Genomic DNA, 16,518 nt, shown 5'->3' on the forward strand with positions numbered 1-16,518 from the left:
GTAAGAAATAGTGGTTGATGTAAATCGTTTTAAAAGTATGCAAATCACCCTAGCTTCTCCGAACAAGGTCCGTTCATGGTCTTATGGGGAAGTGAAGAAACCTGAAACAATCAATTACCGCACACTTAAACCAGAACGCGAAGGCCTCTTTGATGAAGTTATTTTTGGTCCAACCAAAGATTGGGAATGTGCTTGTGGTAAGTACAAACGGATTCGTTACAAGGGAATTATTTGTGACCGCTGTGGTGTTGAAGTAACCCGTGCTAAAGTTCGTCGTGAACGTATGGGCCACATCGAATTGAAGGCACCTGTTTCACATATTTGGTACTTTAAAGGAATTCCAAGCCGCATGGGACTCACTTTGGATATGAGTCCTCGTGCTTTGGAAGAAGTCATTTATTTTGCGGCTTATGTGGTCATTGATCCTAAGGATACACCGCTAGAGCACAAGTCAATTATGACTGAACGTGAGTACCGTGAACGTTTGCGCGAGTATGGTGCAGGCTCATTTGTAGCTAAGATGGGAGCGGAAGCTATTCAAGATCTCTTGAAACAAGTAGACTTGGAAGCTGAAATTACTGTTCTCAAAGAAGAATTAAAAACCGCGACTGGACAAAAACGTGTTAAGGCTGTCCGTCGTTTGGATGTCTTAGATGCCTTCTATAAGTCTGGTAATAAACCAGAATGGATGGTTCTCAATATTCTGCCGGTTATTCCGCCAGATTTGCGTCCGATGGTTCAACTGGATGGTGGTCGTTTTGCGGCTTCTGACCTTAATGATCTTTACCGTCGTGTTATTAACCGGAACAATCGTTTGGCGCGCTTGCTTGAGTTGAATGCACCTGGTATCATCGTTCAAAATGAGAAGCGGATGCTTCAAGAAGCGGTAGATGCTTTGATTGATAATGGTCGTCGTGGTCGTCCGATCACAGGACCAGGTAGCCGTCCGCTTAAATCATTAAGCCACATGCTTAAAGGGAAGCAAGGACGCTTCCGTCAAAACTTGCTCGGTAAACGGGTTGACTTCTCAGGACGTTCTGTTATCGCCGTTGGACCAACTCTAAAGATGTACCAATGTGGTGTGCCACGTGAAATGGCGATTGAGCTCTTTAAACCATTTGTGATGCGTGAAATCGTTGCGCGTGATATCGTGCAAAACGTAAAAGCTGCAAAACGCTTGGTGGAACGTGGAGATGAGCGTATCTGGGATATCCTGGAAGAAGTAATCAAGGAACACCCAGTGCTCTTGAACCGCGCACCGACCCTTCACCGTTTGGGAATCCAGGCCTTCGAGCCAGTTCTAATTGACGGTAAAGCTTTGCGTCTGCATCCATTGGTCTGTGAAGCCTACAATGCCGACTTTGACGGTGACCAAATGGCTATCCACGTACCGCTTTCAGAAGAAGCGCAAGCAGAAGCTCGTATCCTCATGCTAGCTGCTGAACATATCTTGAACCCTAAAGATGGTAAACCAGTTGTAACGCCATCTCAGGATATGGTTTTGGGGAACTACTACTTGACCATGGAAGAAGCTGGCCGCGAAGGCGAAGGTATGGTCTTCAAAGATATGGATGAAGCTGTCATGGCTCTTCGTAATGGTTATGTTCACTTGCATACTCGTGTAGGTATTACAACCGATAGCCTGGCGAAACCGTGGACCGAGTCACAAAGACATAAAATTTTGATGACGACAGTTGGTAAAATTCTCTTTAACGCGATTATGCCGGAAGAATTGCCATATCTGCAAGAGCCAACCAATGCTAACTTGACTGAAGGTGTTCCAGATAAGTATTTCTTAGAATCAGGAAAAGATATCAAAGAAGCCATCCAAGCTCTTGAATTGAATGTACCATTTAAGAAGAAAAATCTTGGGAATATTATCGCTGAAATCTTCAAACGCTTCCGTACAACAGAAACATCTGCCCTGCTTGACCGCTTGAAGAACTTGGGTTACCACCATTCTACTCTGGCTGGTTTGACAGTGGGTATTGCTGATATTCCAGTTGTTGAAGACAAGGCTGAGATTATTGAAGAATCACACAAACGTGTAGAACAAATCACTAAACAATTCCGTCGTGGTATGATCACAGACGACGAGCGCTACAATGCTGTCACTGCTGAATGGCGTGCAGCCCGTGAAAAACTTGAAAAACGTTTGGTTGCCAATCAAGATCCGAAGAACCCTATCGTTATGATGATGGACTCTGGAGCGCGTGGTAACATCTCAAACTTCTCACAGCTTGCCGGTATGCGTGGTTTGATGGCTGCACCAAACGGACGTATCATGGAATTGCCAATCTTGTCTAACTTCCGTGAAGGTTTGTCAGTACTCGAAATGTTCTTCTCAACTCACGGAGCTCGTAAAGGTATGACGGATACGGCCCTTAAGACAGCCGACTCTGGTTACCTGACACGTCGTTTGGTTGACGTTGCTCAAGACGTTATCATCCGTGAAGACGACTGTGGAACAGATCGTGGTCTCCTTATCACTTCTATCACAGATGGTAAGGAAATGATCGAACCTCTTGAAGAACGTTTGGTTGGTCGTTATACTAAGAAATCTATTAAACATCCTGAGACAGGAGAAGTCCTAGTTCCTGCTGATGTTCTTGTAACTGAGGATATGGCACGTCAAGTTGTTAATGCTGGTGTGACGGAAGTCACAATCCGTAGCGTTCTAACATGTAACACTCGTCATGGTGTCTGCCGTCACTGTTATGGTATTAACTTGGCAACTGGTGATGCGGTTGAAGTGGGTGAAGCAGTCGGAACAATCGCTGCTCAATCTATCGGGGAACCTGGTACACAGTTGACCATGCGTACCTTCCACACGGGTGGTGTTGCTTCAAGTTCAGATATCACGCAAGGTCTTCCTCGTGTCCAAGAAATCTTTGAAGCCCGTAATCCAAAAGGGGAAGCGGTCATCACTGAAGTCAAGGGTGAAGTTACAGCTATCGAAGAAGATGCATCTACTCGTACTAAGAAGGTCTTTGTTAAAGGTCAAACTGGTGAAGGCGAGTATGTGGTACCATTTACAGCTCGTATGAAAGTTGAAGTAGGCGACCAAGTGTCTCGCGGTGCTGCTTTGACAGAAGGTTCTATCCAACCTAAGCACTTGCTGGCTGTTCGTGATGTCTTGTCCGTTGAAACTTACCTGCTTGCTGAGGTACAGAAAGTTTACCGTAGCCAAGGGGTAGAAATCGGTGACAAGCACATCGAAGTAATGGTTCGTCAAATGATCCGTAAAGTACGTGTCATGGATCCAGGTGATACAGATCTCCTTATGGGAACTCTTATGGATATTACAGACTTTACAGATGCTAACCGTGATGTAGTTATCTCAGGTGGTGTACCTGCGACAGCTCGTCCAGTCCTCATGGGGATCACCAAAGCTTCCCTTGAGACAAACAGCTTCCTGTCTGCAGCTTCCTTCCAGGAAACAACTCGTGTCTTGACTGATGCGGCTATCCGTGGTAAGAAAGACCATCTGCTTGGACTTAAGGAAAATGTTATCATCGGTAAGATTATCCCTGCTGGTACAGGTATGGCTCGCTACCGCAACTTGGAACCACAAGCTATCAATGAAGTTGAAATCATTGATGAAGTTGTGGTGACTCCAGAAGACGTAGAGTCTACTGAAACACTAGTCACAGAATAAGATGAAAGAAACTCGTTTTAAAAACGGGTTTCTTTTTTATCGGAGATAAGCTTGGTTGAGCCCTAAAAATCTCAGGCTTTGGTATTTGCAAGATGAGAGAAAATTCTCCATTTTAGCTGAATTGCTTGATTATAGAGTATAAAATAAAGCATCCCCATTGATTTTGTCTAAAATATAGAACTAACCATGAGCAAATTAGTTTCATTATCAAAGGATTTTGTATATAATATACGGTACAAAGGAAGAAAATATGTACCGAGTAGTAGAAATGTATGGGGACTTTGAACCCTGGTGGTTTTTAGACGGTTGGGAAAATGATATTATTCAAGAACAACGGTTTGAAAAGTACTATGATGCTTTGAAATTCTATAAAATTCAATGGCTAAAATTAGAAACAGAATTTAAAGAATATAAGAGTCGCAGTGATTTGATGACTGTCTTTTGGAATGAAAAAGATCAGAGATGGTGTGAAGAATGTGACGACTACGTTCAGCAATATAGGTCAATTATATTGTTGGAAGATGAAAAGGTTATTCCAAAAAGCAAATACCGTCCGGGTTATGCTAAACAAAACGGGCTTGAGAAGCATCGATCATGCCGAATCAAATAAAATAAAGAAGAAAACCGATAAATTTAATCGGTTTTTTTGTTGTGTTTACGAATAAATAGTTGAAGAAAGGTTTGAAAAAACTTTTCAACAAAATTTATTTGAGGGAGGTCTTATGGTTCAAAAAATTGCCCAGGCGATTGTCCGGCAGGCTAAGGAAGAGTGTGCTCAGGATATTTATTTTGTACCCAAGGATGATTGCTATGAACTTTATATGCGGATTGGTGATGAACGACGCTTCATACAGACTTATGATTTTGACCAATTAGCCGCTGTGATTAGTCATTTTAAATTTTTAGCTGGGATGAATGTAGGAGAAAAACGTCGCAGTCAGCTGGGATCCTGTGATTATCGTTATGATGATAAGGAAACATCAATTCGTCTGTCAACTGTAGGTGATTATCGTGGATATGAAAGTTTGGTTATTCGACTTTTGCACGATGAAGAGACAGAATTGAAGTTTTGGTTTACTCATTTTCCTGAGTTTAGAGAGAAGTTTAAGGATCGAGGACTGTATCTTTTTTCGGGACCAGTAGGGAGTGGCAAGACCACTCTCATGCATCAATTAGCTCAGCTAAAATTTAAGGGTCAGCAGGTTATGTCCATTGAGGATCCTGTTGAAATCAAGCAAGAGGATATGCTTCAGCTACAGCTGAATGAAACGATTGGTCTGACCTATGAAAGTCTAATTAAGCTTTCCCTGCGTCACCGTCCGGACTTGCTGATTATTGGAGAAATTCGAGATAGTGAAACTGCTAGAGCTGTGGTTCGAGCTAGCTTGACGGGAGCTACAGTTTTTTCAACGATTCATGCTAAAAGCATTCCTGGTGTTTACGAACGCTTATTGGAATTAGGTGTTAGCGAGGAGGAGTTGAAAATTGTTTTACAGGGTATTTGCTATCAACGCTTGATTGGGGGAGGAGGTGTGATAGACTTTGCCAGCAACAACTACCAAGAACACGAGCCGACCGTCTGGAATCAGCAGATTGATCAGCTTCTTGCAGCAGGACATATCCATCCTGAGCAAGCAGAAGCAGAAAAAATTAGGAACTAGCAAGCAAAAGCAGGTCATTGAACTGTTTAATAATTTATTCTCTAGCGGTTTTCACTTGGCTGAGACTGTGGACTTTTTAGGTCGAAGCGCTCTTTTGGAGAAGAACTATGTTCAGCAAATGCGTCATGGCCTAGCTAATGGGCAAGCATTTTCAGAGATTATGGCTAGTCTAGGTTTTTCTGATGCGGTAGTAACCCAGCTGTCATTGGCTGAGTTACATGGGAATTTATCGCTTGCCTTGCTAAAAATAGAGGAATATCTGGATAATCTTGCGAAGGTAAAAAAGAAGTTAATTGAAGTAGCGACCTATCCCATGATGCTTCTCGGCTTTTTGGTATTGATTATGATGGGCTTGAGAAATTATTTATTACCCCAACTCAGCAGTCAAAATTTTGCAACGCAACTCATTGGTCATTTGCCGACTATTTTTCTACTATCTGTCTTAATGTTACTTGGATTAACAGGAGCGATTTATCTGATTTTCAAAGGCCAGAAACGGATCCCTGTATACTCTTTCTTAGCTCGCCTGCCTTTTGTTGGATCCTTTGTAAAGATTTACCTAACCGCCTATTATGCGCGTGAATGGGGCAATATGATTGGACAAGGTTTGGAGCTCAGTCAGATTTTTCAGATTATGCAAGAGCAACTCTCGGTTTTATTTCAGGAAATTGGTCAGGATTTGGGTCAAGCCTTACAAAACGGTCAAGAATTTTCAGATAAAATTGCTTCGTATCCTTTTTTAAAAAAAGAATTGTCTCTAATCATCGAATACGGGGAAGTCAAATCTAAGCTGGGAAGCGAACTAGAAATCTATGCTCTTAAGACTTGGGAAGAATTTTTTGGTAGGGTCAATCGGACCATGAATCTGATTCAGCCCCTAGTCTTTGTCTTTGTAGCCTTGATGATTGTCTTATTGTATGCGGCAATGCTATTGCCCCTTTATCAAAATATGGAGGTTCATCTATGAACAAATTAAAAAATTTACGCGTAAAAGCCTTTACTTTAGTGGAAATGTTAGTCGTCCTTCTGATTATCAGTGTCCTTATGCTCTTATTCGTCCCTAATCTAACCAAGCAAAAAGAGGCTGTTTCGGATACTGGAAATGCTGCGGTGGTCAAGGTGGTTGAAAGTCAGGCTGAGCTCTATGAACTCAAAAATACAGGAGATCAAGCAACCCTTAGCAAATTAGTCGCAGCTGGGAACATCAGTCAAAAGCAAGCAGACTCTTACAAGGCTTATTATGGTAAGAACAATAGTGAGACTCAGGCAGTTGCCAATTAAGGCCTTTACAGTTTTGGAAAGCCTCTTGGTCCTGATGATTAGCAGTTTTATCTTGCTGGCTTTATCAAGCTCTGTTCAAGCTACTTTTGAGCAGATTCAGGCAAAGATCTTCTTTTTAGAATTTGAGCATTTTTATCAGGAAAGTCAGAAGCTTAGCGTATCTTCTCAGAGAAAGCTGGTGCTAGAAATCTCAAACCAAGAGATTTCAAACGGCTATGCTCGTCTTCCAATTCCTAAAGGAATCCAAGCACCTGAATCTACACAGATCTATTTTGATAAGGCTGGAGGTAATTCTTCACTCAGTAAAGTTCAGTTTCAAACCAAGGAAGGACTGGTGACCTATCAACTCTATATTGGAAATGGCAAATTTAAGAAAACGACAAATTAAAGGGACCATCTTACTGGAAGCCTTACTGGCTTTGGGAGTTTTTGCTGTAATTGCAAGCTTGTTACTAGGTCAAATCACGCAATCGCGTAAAGAAGCAGCTGCCATTTTAGAAAAAGAGGAGGTCCTGCGGGTGGCCCAGATGGCCCTCCAAACAGGGCAGGACCATCTTTCTTTAAATGGTATTGAAATTCGTATCCAGAGAACGAAGGATCAGATTCGAGTGTTCCATCAGGGAGAGGAGTTGATTGATGTTGAAAAAAGGTAAAGTAGGAGCTTTTACCCTGCTGGAAGCATTAGTGGCCCTCTTGGTTATCAGTGGTGGCCTCTTGGTTTTTCAAGCTATGACTAAGCTCCTAGCCAGTGAGATTCAGTATCAAGAGCAAACTAAGGCCAAGGAATGGCTCTTGTTTGCGGACCAGTTAGATGCAGAATTATCCCGGAGCCATTTTGAAAAAGTCGAGCAAAATAAGCTTTATGTCAAACAAGATGGCAAGTCGATTGCATTTGGTAAGTCTAAAAGCGATGATTTTCGAAAGACGGATGCGAATGGCCGTGGTTATCAACCCATGATTTATGGCTTAGAAGCTGCTCAAATACATAAAGAAGGTCAGATAGTTCATTTGCATCTGCAGTTTAAGGACGGCTTAGAAAGAGAGTACATCTATCGTGTTGAAGAAGAACATTAAGGCTGGGGTCATGCTCTATGCTCTGCTTATGGCTGCCGTTTTTAGTCTGCTGTTGCAGTTTTATCTCAACCGTCAGACTGCCCATCAGCGCAATCTTTTAGCCCAGCAAGAAAGACAGGAAGCTTACGCTATAGCCTTGCTGACAAAAGACCAGAAGCTAGCTGATAGTGGACAATTTTCTTTTAATAAAGGCCAAAGTCAATACCAGAAAGAAAAGGACCAGTTGATCGTCAATGTAGTGATCTCTGACCGGACTTACGATTTTACCTTTGCTATTAAGGAACCAAAAGCCAGATTGGATAAGGATCAGGATAAAGATAAAAAGTCTGAACTGGAAAAAGAAGAAAAGAGAGAAGCAGAGCCTGCCCGTGAAAAAGAGGAAGCCAAAGACGATAATGGCAAAAAAGATTAAATTTTGATAAGATAAGGAGCGGAGGAAACTATGAATTTTGAAAAAATTGAAGAAGCCTATACGCTCCTTTTAGAAAATGTCCAAGTCATTCAAAACAAGCTTTCAACTAATTTTTATGATGCCTTAATTGAGCAAAACGGTATCTATTTGGATGGGCAAACGGACTTAGAAATTGTCAAAAAGAATCATCAAACTTTGAAGAGCTTAAAGCTAAGCAGAGAAGAGTGGCGGAGAGCCTATCAGTTCATTCTGATGAAGGGTGCTCAGACAGAGCCTTTGCAAGCCAATCATCAGTTTACACCAGATGCCATTGGTTTTCTGTTGATTTTTATCATCGACCAGCTGATGGTAGCATCAGATATTACTCTTCTTGAGATGGGAAGTGGAACTGGAAATCTTGCAGAGACAATCCTGAACAATAGTCAGAAAGAGATTGATTATCTAGGATTAGAAATCGATGATTTACTGATTGACCTATCTGCCAGTATTGCAGAAGTGATGGGTTCAAAGGCACATTTTGCCCAGGGAGATGCTGTGCGCCCTCAAGTTCTAAAAGAGAGCGACTTGATTATCAGCGATCTGCCTGTCGGTTACTATCCGGATGATCAGATTGCCAGTCGCTATCAGGTAGCCAGTCAGACAGAGCACACCTATGCTCATCATCTGTTGATGGAGCAGGCATTAAAGTATTTAAAGGTTGATGGCTATGCGATCTTCTTAGCTCCTAATCACCTCTTAACCAGCCCGCAGAGTGACTTGCTTAAATCCTGGCTCAAAGACAATGCCAGCTTAGTAGCAATGATTGCTTTGCCAGAAAAACTCTTTGCATCAGTTTCTCAGGCTAAGACGGTGTTTGTTTTGCAAAAACAAAAAAATATAAAATCAGAACCTTTTGTCTATGCATTGGCTGATCTACAAAATCATGAAGAAATTACTCGCTTCCGCGAAAGTTTTCAAAAATGGCGCAAAGTTAGTGAAAACTGATCAAAATTCTGGTATAATGAGAACTGAAAACGCTTAAAAGAGGTAAATTATGTCTAAAACAATCGCAATAAATGCAGGAAGTTCTAGTTTAAAATGGCAGCTCTACTTGATGCCAGAAGAAAAAGTATTAGCTAAAGGTTTGATTGAGCGAATTGGACTGAAAGATTCCATTTCAACGGTAAAATTTGATGGTCGTACTGAGAAACAGGTGCTTGATATTACTGACCATACTCAAGCTGTAAAGATTTTGTTAGACGATTTGATGCGTTTTAATATCATTGCGTCTTTCGATGAGATTACAGGAGTAGGTCACCGTGTCGTTGCGGGTGGTGAGTATTTCAAAGATTCTGCTCTAGTTGATGAAGAGGTCATTCAAAAAGTTGAAGAACTCTCTCTCTTGGCACCTCTTCATAATCCAGCAAATGCCGCAGGGATTCGTGCTTTTAAGGAACTTTTGCCTGACATTACAAGTGTGGTAGTGTTTGATACTTCTTTCCATACGACTATGCCAGAAAAAGCTTATCGTTATCCCTTGCCAACGAAATATTATACGGAAAACAAGGTACGTAAATATGGCGCACATGGTACTAGTCATGAGTATGTAGCACATGAAGCAGCTAAACTTTTGGGCAAACCGCTTGAGGAGTTGAAACTTATCACCTGTCATATTGGTAATGGTGCTTCTATTACGGCTGTTGATAAAGGTTTGTCTGTTGATACTTCTATGGGCTTCACACCTCTGGGGGGTGTCATGATGGGAACGCGGACTGGTGACATTGATCCTGCAATTATTCCTTATCTCATGAAACATACAGATGATTTTAAAACTCCCGAAGATATCAGCCGAATTTTGAATCGTGAATCTGGTTTACTTGGGGTTTCCGAGAAATCAAGCGATATGCGTGATATTCATGAAGCGATGCGGGCAGGTGATGCCAAGGCTCAATTAGCTAACGACATTTTTGTAGACCGGATTCAAAAATACATTGGTCAGTATCTTGCCGTTTTGAATGGAGCGGATGCCATCATCTTTACCGCAGGAATTGGCGAAAATTCTGTGACTATTCGTAGACTGGTCATTGAAGGAATTTCTTGGTTTGGTTGTGATATTGATCCAGAAAAGAATGTCTTTGGGCAATATGGAGATATCTCGACACCAGAAGCAAAGGTCAGAGTGTTAGTTATTCCAACAGACGAAGAGCTAGTCATTGCGCGTGATGTAGAACGTTTTAAAAAATAATAGGGGGAAGGCGTTAGCCTCCCCTTTTTTATAGATTGGGGGAAGAAATGGAATTCTATTTAAAAAAACTAAAATATTGTTTAATTGTGTTGGTGATAGTGGTCTTGACACAAGTTCCTTTCATTGCAATGAGGTATTTAGAAGACAAACAATCACCAATTAGTGTAGGTGGAATAATCATCCTGTACCTATTGATTCTTCTTTTAACGCTCTTTCTTGCTAAAAGAGAAGGAATCCTCACATTTGATTTCAGCTTTTTTAGTTGGTCTTCAGTGGGACTTTTGGCCTTATATTATTTCCTATCGATTCTCATCGGTGCTTTAGGGTTTGTTGTCATGAGATTGGAAGGGGGCTCGCTTATTCCTCGTAATCAAGAGAGAATTCAAGAGGCGATGAGCGAGATCCCACAGATTGTCATGATTATCGCAACAGTGATTGGAGCTCCAGTTCTAGAGGAAGTCATTTTTCGTGGCTTTATTCCCAAGAAACTTTTTCCTAAGCATCAACTGGTGGGATTTGTGATAGGTGCGATACTTTTTGGCCTTTTCCATGGTCCGACTAATATTGGTAGTTTTATCGTTTATGGAGGAATGGGAGCAGTCTTTGCCTATGTAGCCTATACGACAGAAAGGTTAGAAATGTCTATTATGGCCCATATGCTTCGAAATGGAATTGCCATATTCCTCATGTTATTTGCAAATAATCAAGCCTGACGAGAAATTTTCTCGTCTTTTTTTCTGAGGAAAATATGATAAAATGTTAGTAATTAAGAATTAGTGAGAGAAATAAAATGGCTCAAAAAAAGATTGATGTTCGAAAACTAGTCCCAGACGGTAAGACAGGCTTGTGCGGGATTCTTAATGTAACCCCAGATTCTTTTTCGGATGGTGGCAAATACAACACTGTAGAATTTGCTTTAGAGCAAGCGAGGTATCTGATACAAGAAGGTGCCCAGATGTTGGACATTGGAGGGGAGTCCACGAGACCCGGTAGCCATTATATTGAGATTGAAGAAGAGATCGAGCGAGTAGTTCCAGTAATTGAGGCTATTCGCAAGCAAAGTGATGTCTTGATTTCGGTCGATACTTGGAAGGCGCCCGTAGCAAAAGCAGCCCTAGCAGCCGGTGCAGATATTGTTAATGATATCACTGGATTTTTAGGTGATGAAGGAATGGCGCAAGTGGTGGCTGAGTCTTCTGCGGGAGCTATTCTGATGTTCAATCCAGTTATGGCTCGACCTCACCATGCTAGCTCATTGATCTTTCCCAAGTTTGGCTTTCAAGATGTTTTCACAGACCAGGAATTATCAAGATTTGCTCATTCAGATATTGTAGATTTAATGTGGGCCTTTTTTGATAAGTCCTTGGCTAGAGCAAAAGTGGCAGGAATAGAGAAGAACAGTCTTATGCTGGATCCAGGTATCGGTTTTGGTCTGACCAAGCGGGAAAACCTAATTCTGTTACAGCATCTGGAAGATATTCATCGGGCTGGTTTTCCAATCTTTCTTGGCGTTTCTCGCAAGCGCTTTGTTGTGAATATACTGGAAGATGCAGGAATTGAGGTGGATCCAGAGACAGATTTGGGCTACCAAAATCGTGATATAGCCTCTAGTCATTTGACAAGTATTGCGGCCAGTCAAGGGGTAGAAATGCTACGAGTTCATGATATTCCTTATCATAAAATGGCTGTGGAGATTGGTGATGCGATTCGTTTAGCTAACCGCGCTGAAGATTTAACCTTGGGACAATACAAATAAGATGATAGATAGAAACGAAAAACCAGATTTGAGTTGGATTGCAAACTATCGGACGGATACTCCGAACTTTGGCTTAGAACGAATGGAAGCTATGCTGGCTCAGCGAGGAAATCCTCATAAGCAGATTTCAGTCATTCATATAGCAGGAACCAATGGCAAGGGGTCAACGATTGCGACTCTTCGAGAACTTCTTCAGTTAAGAGGATTACGAGTTGGAACCTTTACCTCTCCGTATATTGTTTCTTATAATGAGCAAATTGCTATAAATGGACAGGCTATTTCCAATCAAAAATTAAACCAGCTCTTGCAGATTTATAAAGATTTATTTGTCCATCAGGGGCATCATTCGACATTCAAGGGAGTGACTGAGTTTGAAATTATCACGGCCTTAGCCTATGATTATTTTGCTCAGGAAGAAGTGGATGTGGCGATCATTGAGGTCGGTATGGGCGGGCTTCTAGACTCGACAAATGTTTGCCAGCCAGATCTTACTGCGATTAGTACGATTGGTTTGGATCATATGGCTCTTTTGGGGTCCACCCTTGGGGAAATAGCAGAGCAGAAAGCTGGAATCATCAAACTTTCTGTTCCAGTAGTCACTGGTAAGATTGATAGAGAGGCTTTGGAAGTTATCCAGAACGTGGCAACAAGTAAACAGGCTCCAACATATTTGTATGGACAGGCCTATCAGGTTGACTGGCTCAGAAGCGAAGAAACTGGTGAAGTCTTTTTACTGGAAAATGAATGGCGAGAGTCCAGTATTTACCAAACATCACTCCTAGGAACTTATCAAACAGACAATGCCGCCTTGGCTATTGAGATTTGTGATCTGTACTGTCAACAAAAGGGCTTGTCTCTTCTGACAAAAGAAGAAATCGACCGTGGACTTCTAGCAGTTGCCTGGCCAGCTAGGATGGAAAAAATTTTGGAGCAACCTTTGATTTTTTTGGATGGGGCACATAACCCGCATGCTTTGAGCCCTCTACTAGCTTCCTTCCAAGAACGCTTTGCTTCAAAAGATAAGAAGATTTTATTTACCTGTATTCGGACCAAAGCACTAGATGAGATGTTGCAGTTGTTTGCTCAAGCAGATGTATCTGTCGCATTGACATCTTTTGCGGATGAGCGAGCAGTTTCTGAAGAGGAAATGAAGAGACAAGCCTTCCAAACGGGGCTAACCTATCAACCTTGGCAGCAGTATGTAGATAGCTATTTACAAGATGCGCATAAGGATCAAGAGGTGCTGCTGATTACAGGCTCCTTGTATTTTTTAGCTCAAGTTAGAGCCTATATATTGACAAAGAAAGAGGAAATAGATGGATCAGTTAAGAATTAAAGATTTGGAAGTCTATGCTTATCATGGTGTTTTTGCGGCTGAAAAAGAATTGGGCCAGCGTTTTGTGCTGGATCTGATTTTGGATTATGATATGACTCGGGCTGCTAAAACAGGTGATCTGACAGCTTCTATCCACTATGGCGAGCTAGCTCAGGAGCTGGTTAAGTGGTGTCAGGAAAGCAAGGAAGATTTGATTGAAACGCTGGCTTATCAGCTGATTGGCAAGATTTTTCAATCCTATTACCTGGTTGAGAAAGTCAGTTTAGAGGTCAAGAAACCTTGGGCTCCTGTTCCTCTACCTTTGGACACATGCTCAGTCAAGCTAGTTCGTAAAAAGCGGAAAGCTTTTATCGCTCTGGGAAGCAATCAGGGCAGCCCAGTTGCCAATCTGGATGCGGCTCTGGAAAAAATGGCTGAGCAAAATATAAGAATTTTGCAGATATCAAGTCGTATCGAAACAGAGCCTTGGGGTGGCGTTGAGCAGGATCCGTTTCTCAATCAAGTTGTTGAAGTTGAGACCTGGCTCAATCCTGAGGAATTAATGCAGACCCTGTTAGCTATCGAAGCGGATTTAGGGCGCGTGCGGGAGATCAAATGGGGACCTCGTGTGATTGATCTGGATATTCTTTACATAGGGCAAGAAGAGTTATACAGTCCAAACTTGATTGTTCCTCATCCTTATGTGGCTGAGCGAGCTTTTGTCTTGCAATCTCTGGTGGAAATCGCTCCACACTTTGTCGATCCCGTGCAGAAAAAAAGCATCCGTCAGCTCTGGGATGTAGTTGAAAAATGAGAAAAGAAGCTTGTCGTAAGGCAAGTTTTTTTCTTGTCTGATTTTCTTCTGAACTTGCCATTGTAAAATGAAGTCAAATAAAGAAAAGGAGTTCAGTATGGAACATATTGTAAAAATTGATCGTGTTTCTAAAAAATATGGAGACAAGCAAATTTTAAAGGATATTTCTTTTACAGCTAGGAGTGGTCGCATTACAGCTTTTCTAGGACATAATGGTGCAGGAAAAAGCTCGACTTTGAGGATTTTGTTGGGGTTAGATCGGGCGACAGCAGGGACTGCGACTTTTGATGGGCAAACCTATCAGTCAATGACCTATCCGCTCAGAACGGTAGGTGCAGCTTTTGACGGTATTGGGGGTCTGCCAAATCGAAAGGTCTATGACCACTTGAGGATTATTGCGGCGAGTAATGCTATTCCCAAATCTCGGATCGATGAGGTTTTGGAGATGACTGGGATCGCTCATAAGAAAAAGGATTTCTTATCAAGCCTGTCTCTAGGAGAGGGGCAGCGCCTGGGGTTGTCAGTAGCTTTACTAGGTGATCCTCAGTTTCTAATATTAGATGAGCCGACCAATGGCTTGGATCCAAGTGGAATTAAGTGGTTTAGAAAGTTCATTCGCCAGCAGGCTGATTTAGGGAAAACCGTCCTTCTATCCTCTCATATCCTGTCTGAGGTACAAATGGTAACAGATGATGTAGTCTTGATTCATCATGGGCAAATTATCGAACAGGGAACTCTAGAAGATGTATTACAAGGAACAGATAGTTTAGAAGAGCTCTTCTTCGACTTAACAGAGGAGGTTTAAGATGAAAGAGACGATGTCCTTATTGCATTCAGAGTGGTTGAAAATCCAATCAACCAAGGCTTTCAGGGTAAGTGTGGTCTTTATGCTGTTATTGGTACCTGTTGTGTCATGGCTAGAGGGACGCCAGTATCTGTCTATCGGTTTAGATGCGACCCCTGAGACGGTTCCCCGTCTGGCAGAAGCTATTGATCCGCTGGAATATCTAGGTCTTAATGGCGCTTCTATGGGTGGTATGGTTTTAGTCATCTTAGCTGGAATTTTGGGAGCAACGGAATTCCAGTCTCATAGCTTGCGAACCAGTCTATTGGCCTGTAATAACCGCCTGAAGCTACTTGTGGGGAAAATATTGACCTTTGGTTTGTTTTCACTCGTCATTAGCTTATTATCCATTTATTTGAGCTATATTGTCATGCACTTGGCTTTAGGAAAAGAAGGGCTACATCCAATTTTACTTAATCAAGCTGCCTGGAGTCATCTTTTATGGAAGGCACTAGCTACTGCATTGCTGGGTCTCCTGTCCTTTTTATTGGGATTGCTTGGGCGGACGATGTTGCTTCCCTTACTCTTTCTCGTACCCCAAATCTATAATCTAGGAAACTACCTAGCTACCCACACGAGTTGGGGAGCTTATTTGCCACAGCCCGCAGGAGAGTTATTTGTTGCAACGCCGACTTCTCAATATGCTAATAATCCCTTGCAAGGACTCTTGGTACTAAGCGTATGGTTGCTAGTCATCGGCGGCATGGCCTCTCTGCGCTTTTTGAAGACGGATTTAGGAGGACGCTACTGATGATAAAAGCTTTGCTTAGAAGTGAATGGATTAAGTTTCGTTCTTACTACCTCGCTCTTGGTGCAGGCTTGGTGGCTCTGGTAGTCGTTCCATTTTTTCTAATGAATCTTGACTACAGTCAAACAGCAGTTGGCCAGACAAAGGCTCTGAGTGAGGCTTTGCATGCCCTCTATCTGGCGCAGCCCGTCATCGTCATCTTTACTTCCCTCTATTTTGCTCAGGAGTTTGTCAAGTCAGGGATGCGAACGAATTTTCTAACCGTATCAAATAGAAAGGCTTGGTTGGCTGGGAAAATCCTTTTTCTGGTTTTGCTGCTCTTGGTTCTCTACAGTGTCATGATAGGCAGCTGTTTCCTTGTTATGCTGGCTCGTTTTGACCTAGACTTTAGCTGGTCCTTACTGGGGAAATTCCTTTATTACAGCTCTTTTGGTCTTCTCAGCAATCTTTTTCTGGCTTTTTTAACTGCCGGCCTCGCTTTGCTATTTCAATCTTGGGTTGTGCCGGTGTCAGTGCTCTTTCCTCTCTTGATTGGTCTCAGCCGTTTATTGGCAACGTTCATCAAAGAAGCAAAATACTTGCCCGATCTGGCTACCCTAAATCTTTTTGAGTATGAAGGGCTTCAGCATTCAATAGATCTATCAGGGCTGGGAATACAGCTGTTATGGTTAGCTTTGGTTTGGAGCTCTGCTATATTCTTAACCTTGAAACGAGATGTTCGCTAGAGGTAT

Annotated in this window: 18 protein-coding genes; all 18 read left to right on the forward strand. The window is 42.1% G+C overall.

Going from position 1 to position 16,518, the window contains the following annotated elements; translation table 11 throughout:
• Positions 1-10: 10 nt before the first annotated feature.
• The 18 genes from rpoC (at position 11) to PCY06_RS08450 (ending at position 16,512) form a co-directional block, all read left to right on the forward strand.
• Entirely contained in the window at positions 11-3,658 is a 3,648-nt protein-coding gene (rpoC, locus tag PCY06_RS08365) for a DNA-directed RNA polymerase subunit beta' (RefSeq protein ID WP_048777268.1), read from the forward strand.
• Positions 3,659-3,908: 250 nt separating this feature from the next.
• Entirely contained in the window at positions 3,909-4,268 is a 360-nt protein-coding gene (locus PCY06_RS08370; RefSeq protein WP_008810065.1) for a DUF1033 family protein, read from the forward strand.
• Between the two features lie 112 nt (positions 4,269-4,380).
• Positions 4,381-5,319 (forward strand): competence type IV pilus ATPase ComGA, encoded by a 939-nt coding sequence (gene comGA / locus PCY06_RS08375; protein ID WP_046164736.1) that lies wholly within the window; start codon positions 4,381-4,383, stop codon positions 5,317-5,319.
• A complete protein-coding gene (gene comGB, locus PCY06_RS08380; protein WP_105165110.1) occupies positions 5,252-6,286 on the forward strand; it encodes a competence type IV pilus assembly protein ComGB in 1,035 nt (344 codons plus the stop codon). Before comGA ends, comGB begins: the two co-directional genes overlap by 68 nt.
• The gene (gene comGC, locus PCY06_RS08385) at positions 6,283-6,600 is read left to right on the forward strand and encodes a competence type IV pilus major pilin ComGC (RefSeq protein WP_045634162.1); all 318 of its coding nucleotides are present in this window, start codon (positions 6,283-6,285) and stop codon (positions 6,598-6,600) included. The genes comGB and comGC overlap by 4 nt, the downstream gene beginning before the upstream one ends.
• Positions 6,560-6,988, forward strand: a complete 429-nt coding sequence (gene comGD, locus PCY06_RS08390; protein ID WP_045634161.1) for a competence type IV pilus minor pilin ComGD — start codon at positions 6,560-6,562, stop codon at positions 6,986-6,988. The genes comGC and comGD overlap by 41 nt, the downstream gene beginning before the upstream one ends.
• The gene (gene comGE / locus PCY06_RS08395) at positions 6,960-7,253 is read left to right on the forward strand and encodes a competence type IV pilus minor pilin ComGE (RefSeq protein ID WP_045634160.1); all 294 of its coding nucleotides are present in this window, start codon (positions 6,960-6,962) and stop codon (positions 7,251-7,253) included. The genes comGD and comGE overlap by 29 nt, the downstream gene beginning before the upstream one ends.
• A complete protein-coding gene (gene comGF, locus PCY06_RS08400) occupies positions 7,237-7,674 on the forward strand; it encodes a competence type IV pilus minor pilin ComGF (RefSeq protein WP_061596806.1) in 438 nt (145 codons plus the stop codon). Before comGE ends, comGF begins: the two co-directional genes overlap by 17 nt.
• Positions 7,655-8,086 carry a competence type IV pilus minor pilin ComGG gene (gene comGG / locus PCY06_RS08405; protein WP_223351938.1) on the forward strand — a complete coding sequence of 144 codons (432 nt, stop codon included), beginning with the start codon at positions 7,655-7,657 and terminating at the stop codon, positions 8,084-8,086. The genes comGF and comGG overlap by 20 nt, the downstream gene beginning before the upstream one ends.
• Positions 8,087-8,116: 30 nt before the next feature.
• Positions 8,117-9,070, forward strand: coding sequence for a class I SAM-dependent methyltransferase (locus PCY06_RS08410; protein WP_048777263.1), 954 nt, complete (start codon positions 8,117-8,119; stop codon positions 9,068-9,070).
• A gap of 49 nt (positions 9,071-9,119) precedes the next feature.
• Positions 9,120-10,310 (forward strand): acetate kinase, encoded by a 1,191-nt coding sequence (locus PCY06_RS08415; RefSeq protein ID WP_048777262.1) that lies wholly within the window; start codon positions 9,120-9,122, stop codon positions 10,308-10,310.
• A 47-nt stretch (positions 10,311-10,357) separates the two neighbouring features.
• Positions 10,358-11,023: a CPBP family intramembrane glutamic endopeptidase gene (locus PCY06_RS08420; RefSeq protein WP_048777261.1), complete on the forward strand. Its 666-nt coding sequence runs from the start codon at positions 10,358-10,360 to the stop codon at positions 11,021-11,023.
• Between the two features lie 77 nt (positions 11,024-11,100).
• Positions 11,101-12,066: a dihydropteroate synthase gene (folP, locus tag PCY06_RS08425; protein ID WP_082307344.1), complete on the forward strand. Its 966-nt coding sequence runs from the start codon at positions 11,101-11,103 to the stop codon at positions 12,064-12,066.
• Between the two features lie 4 nt (positions 12,067-12,070).
• On the forward strand, positions 12,071-13,402 hold the full coding sequence (locus PCY06_RS08430; RefSeq protein ID WP_225791211.1) for a folylpolyglutamate synthase/dihydrofolate synthase family protein: 1,332 nt from the start codon (positions 12,071-12,073) through the stop codon (positions 13,400-13,402).
• Positions 13,383-14,195, forward strand: a complete 813-nt coding sequence (gene folK / locus PCY06_RS08435) for a 2-amino-4-hydroxy-6-hydroxymethyldihydropteridine diphosphokinase (protein ID WP_048777259.1) — start codon at positions 13,383-13,385, stop codon at positions 14,193-14,195. Before PCY06_RS08430 ends, folK begins: the two co-directional genes overlap by 20 nt.
• Before the next feature lie 97 nt (positions 14,196-14,292).
• Positions 14,293-15,000 (forward strand): ABC transporter ATP-binding protein, encoded by a 708-nt coding sequence (locus PCY06_RS08440; RefSeq protein ID WP_008810051.1) that lies wholly within the window; start codon positions 14,293-14,295, stop codon positions 14,998-15,000.
• A 1-nt stretch (position 15,001) separates the two neighbouring features.
• A complete protein-coding gene (locus PCY06_RS08445) occupies positions 15,002-15,790 on the forward strand; it encodes a lantibiotic ABC transporter permease (RefSeq protein ID WP_008810050.1) in 789 nt (262 codons plus the stop codon).
• The gene (locus PCY06_RS08450; RefSeq protein WP_061599107.1) at positions 15,790-16,512 is read left to right on the forward strand and encodes a lantibiotic ABC transporter permease; all 723 of its coding nucleotides are present in this window, start codon (positions 15,790-15,792) and stop codon (positions 16,510-16,512) included. Before PCY06_RS08445 ends, PCY06_RS08450 begins: the two co-directional genes overlap by 1 nt.
• The last annotated feature ends 6 nt before the right edge of the window (positions 16,513-16,518 follow it).

Origin of the sequence: Streptococcus sp. SG1 (genome assembly GCF_030439935.1) — a bacterium.
Classification (GTDB): Bacteria; Bacillota; Bacilli; order Lactobacillales; family Streptococcaceae; genus Streptococcus; species Streptococcus gordonii.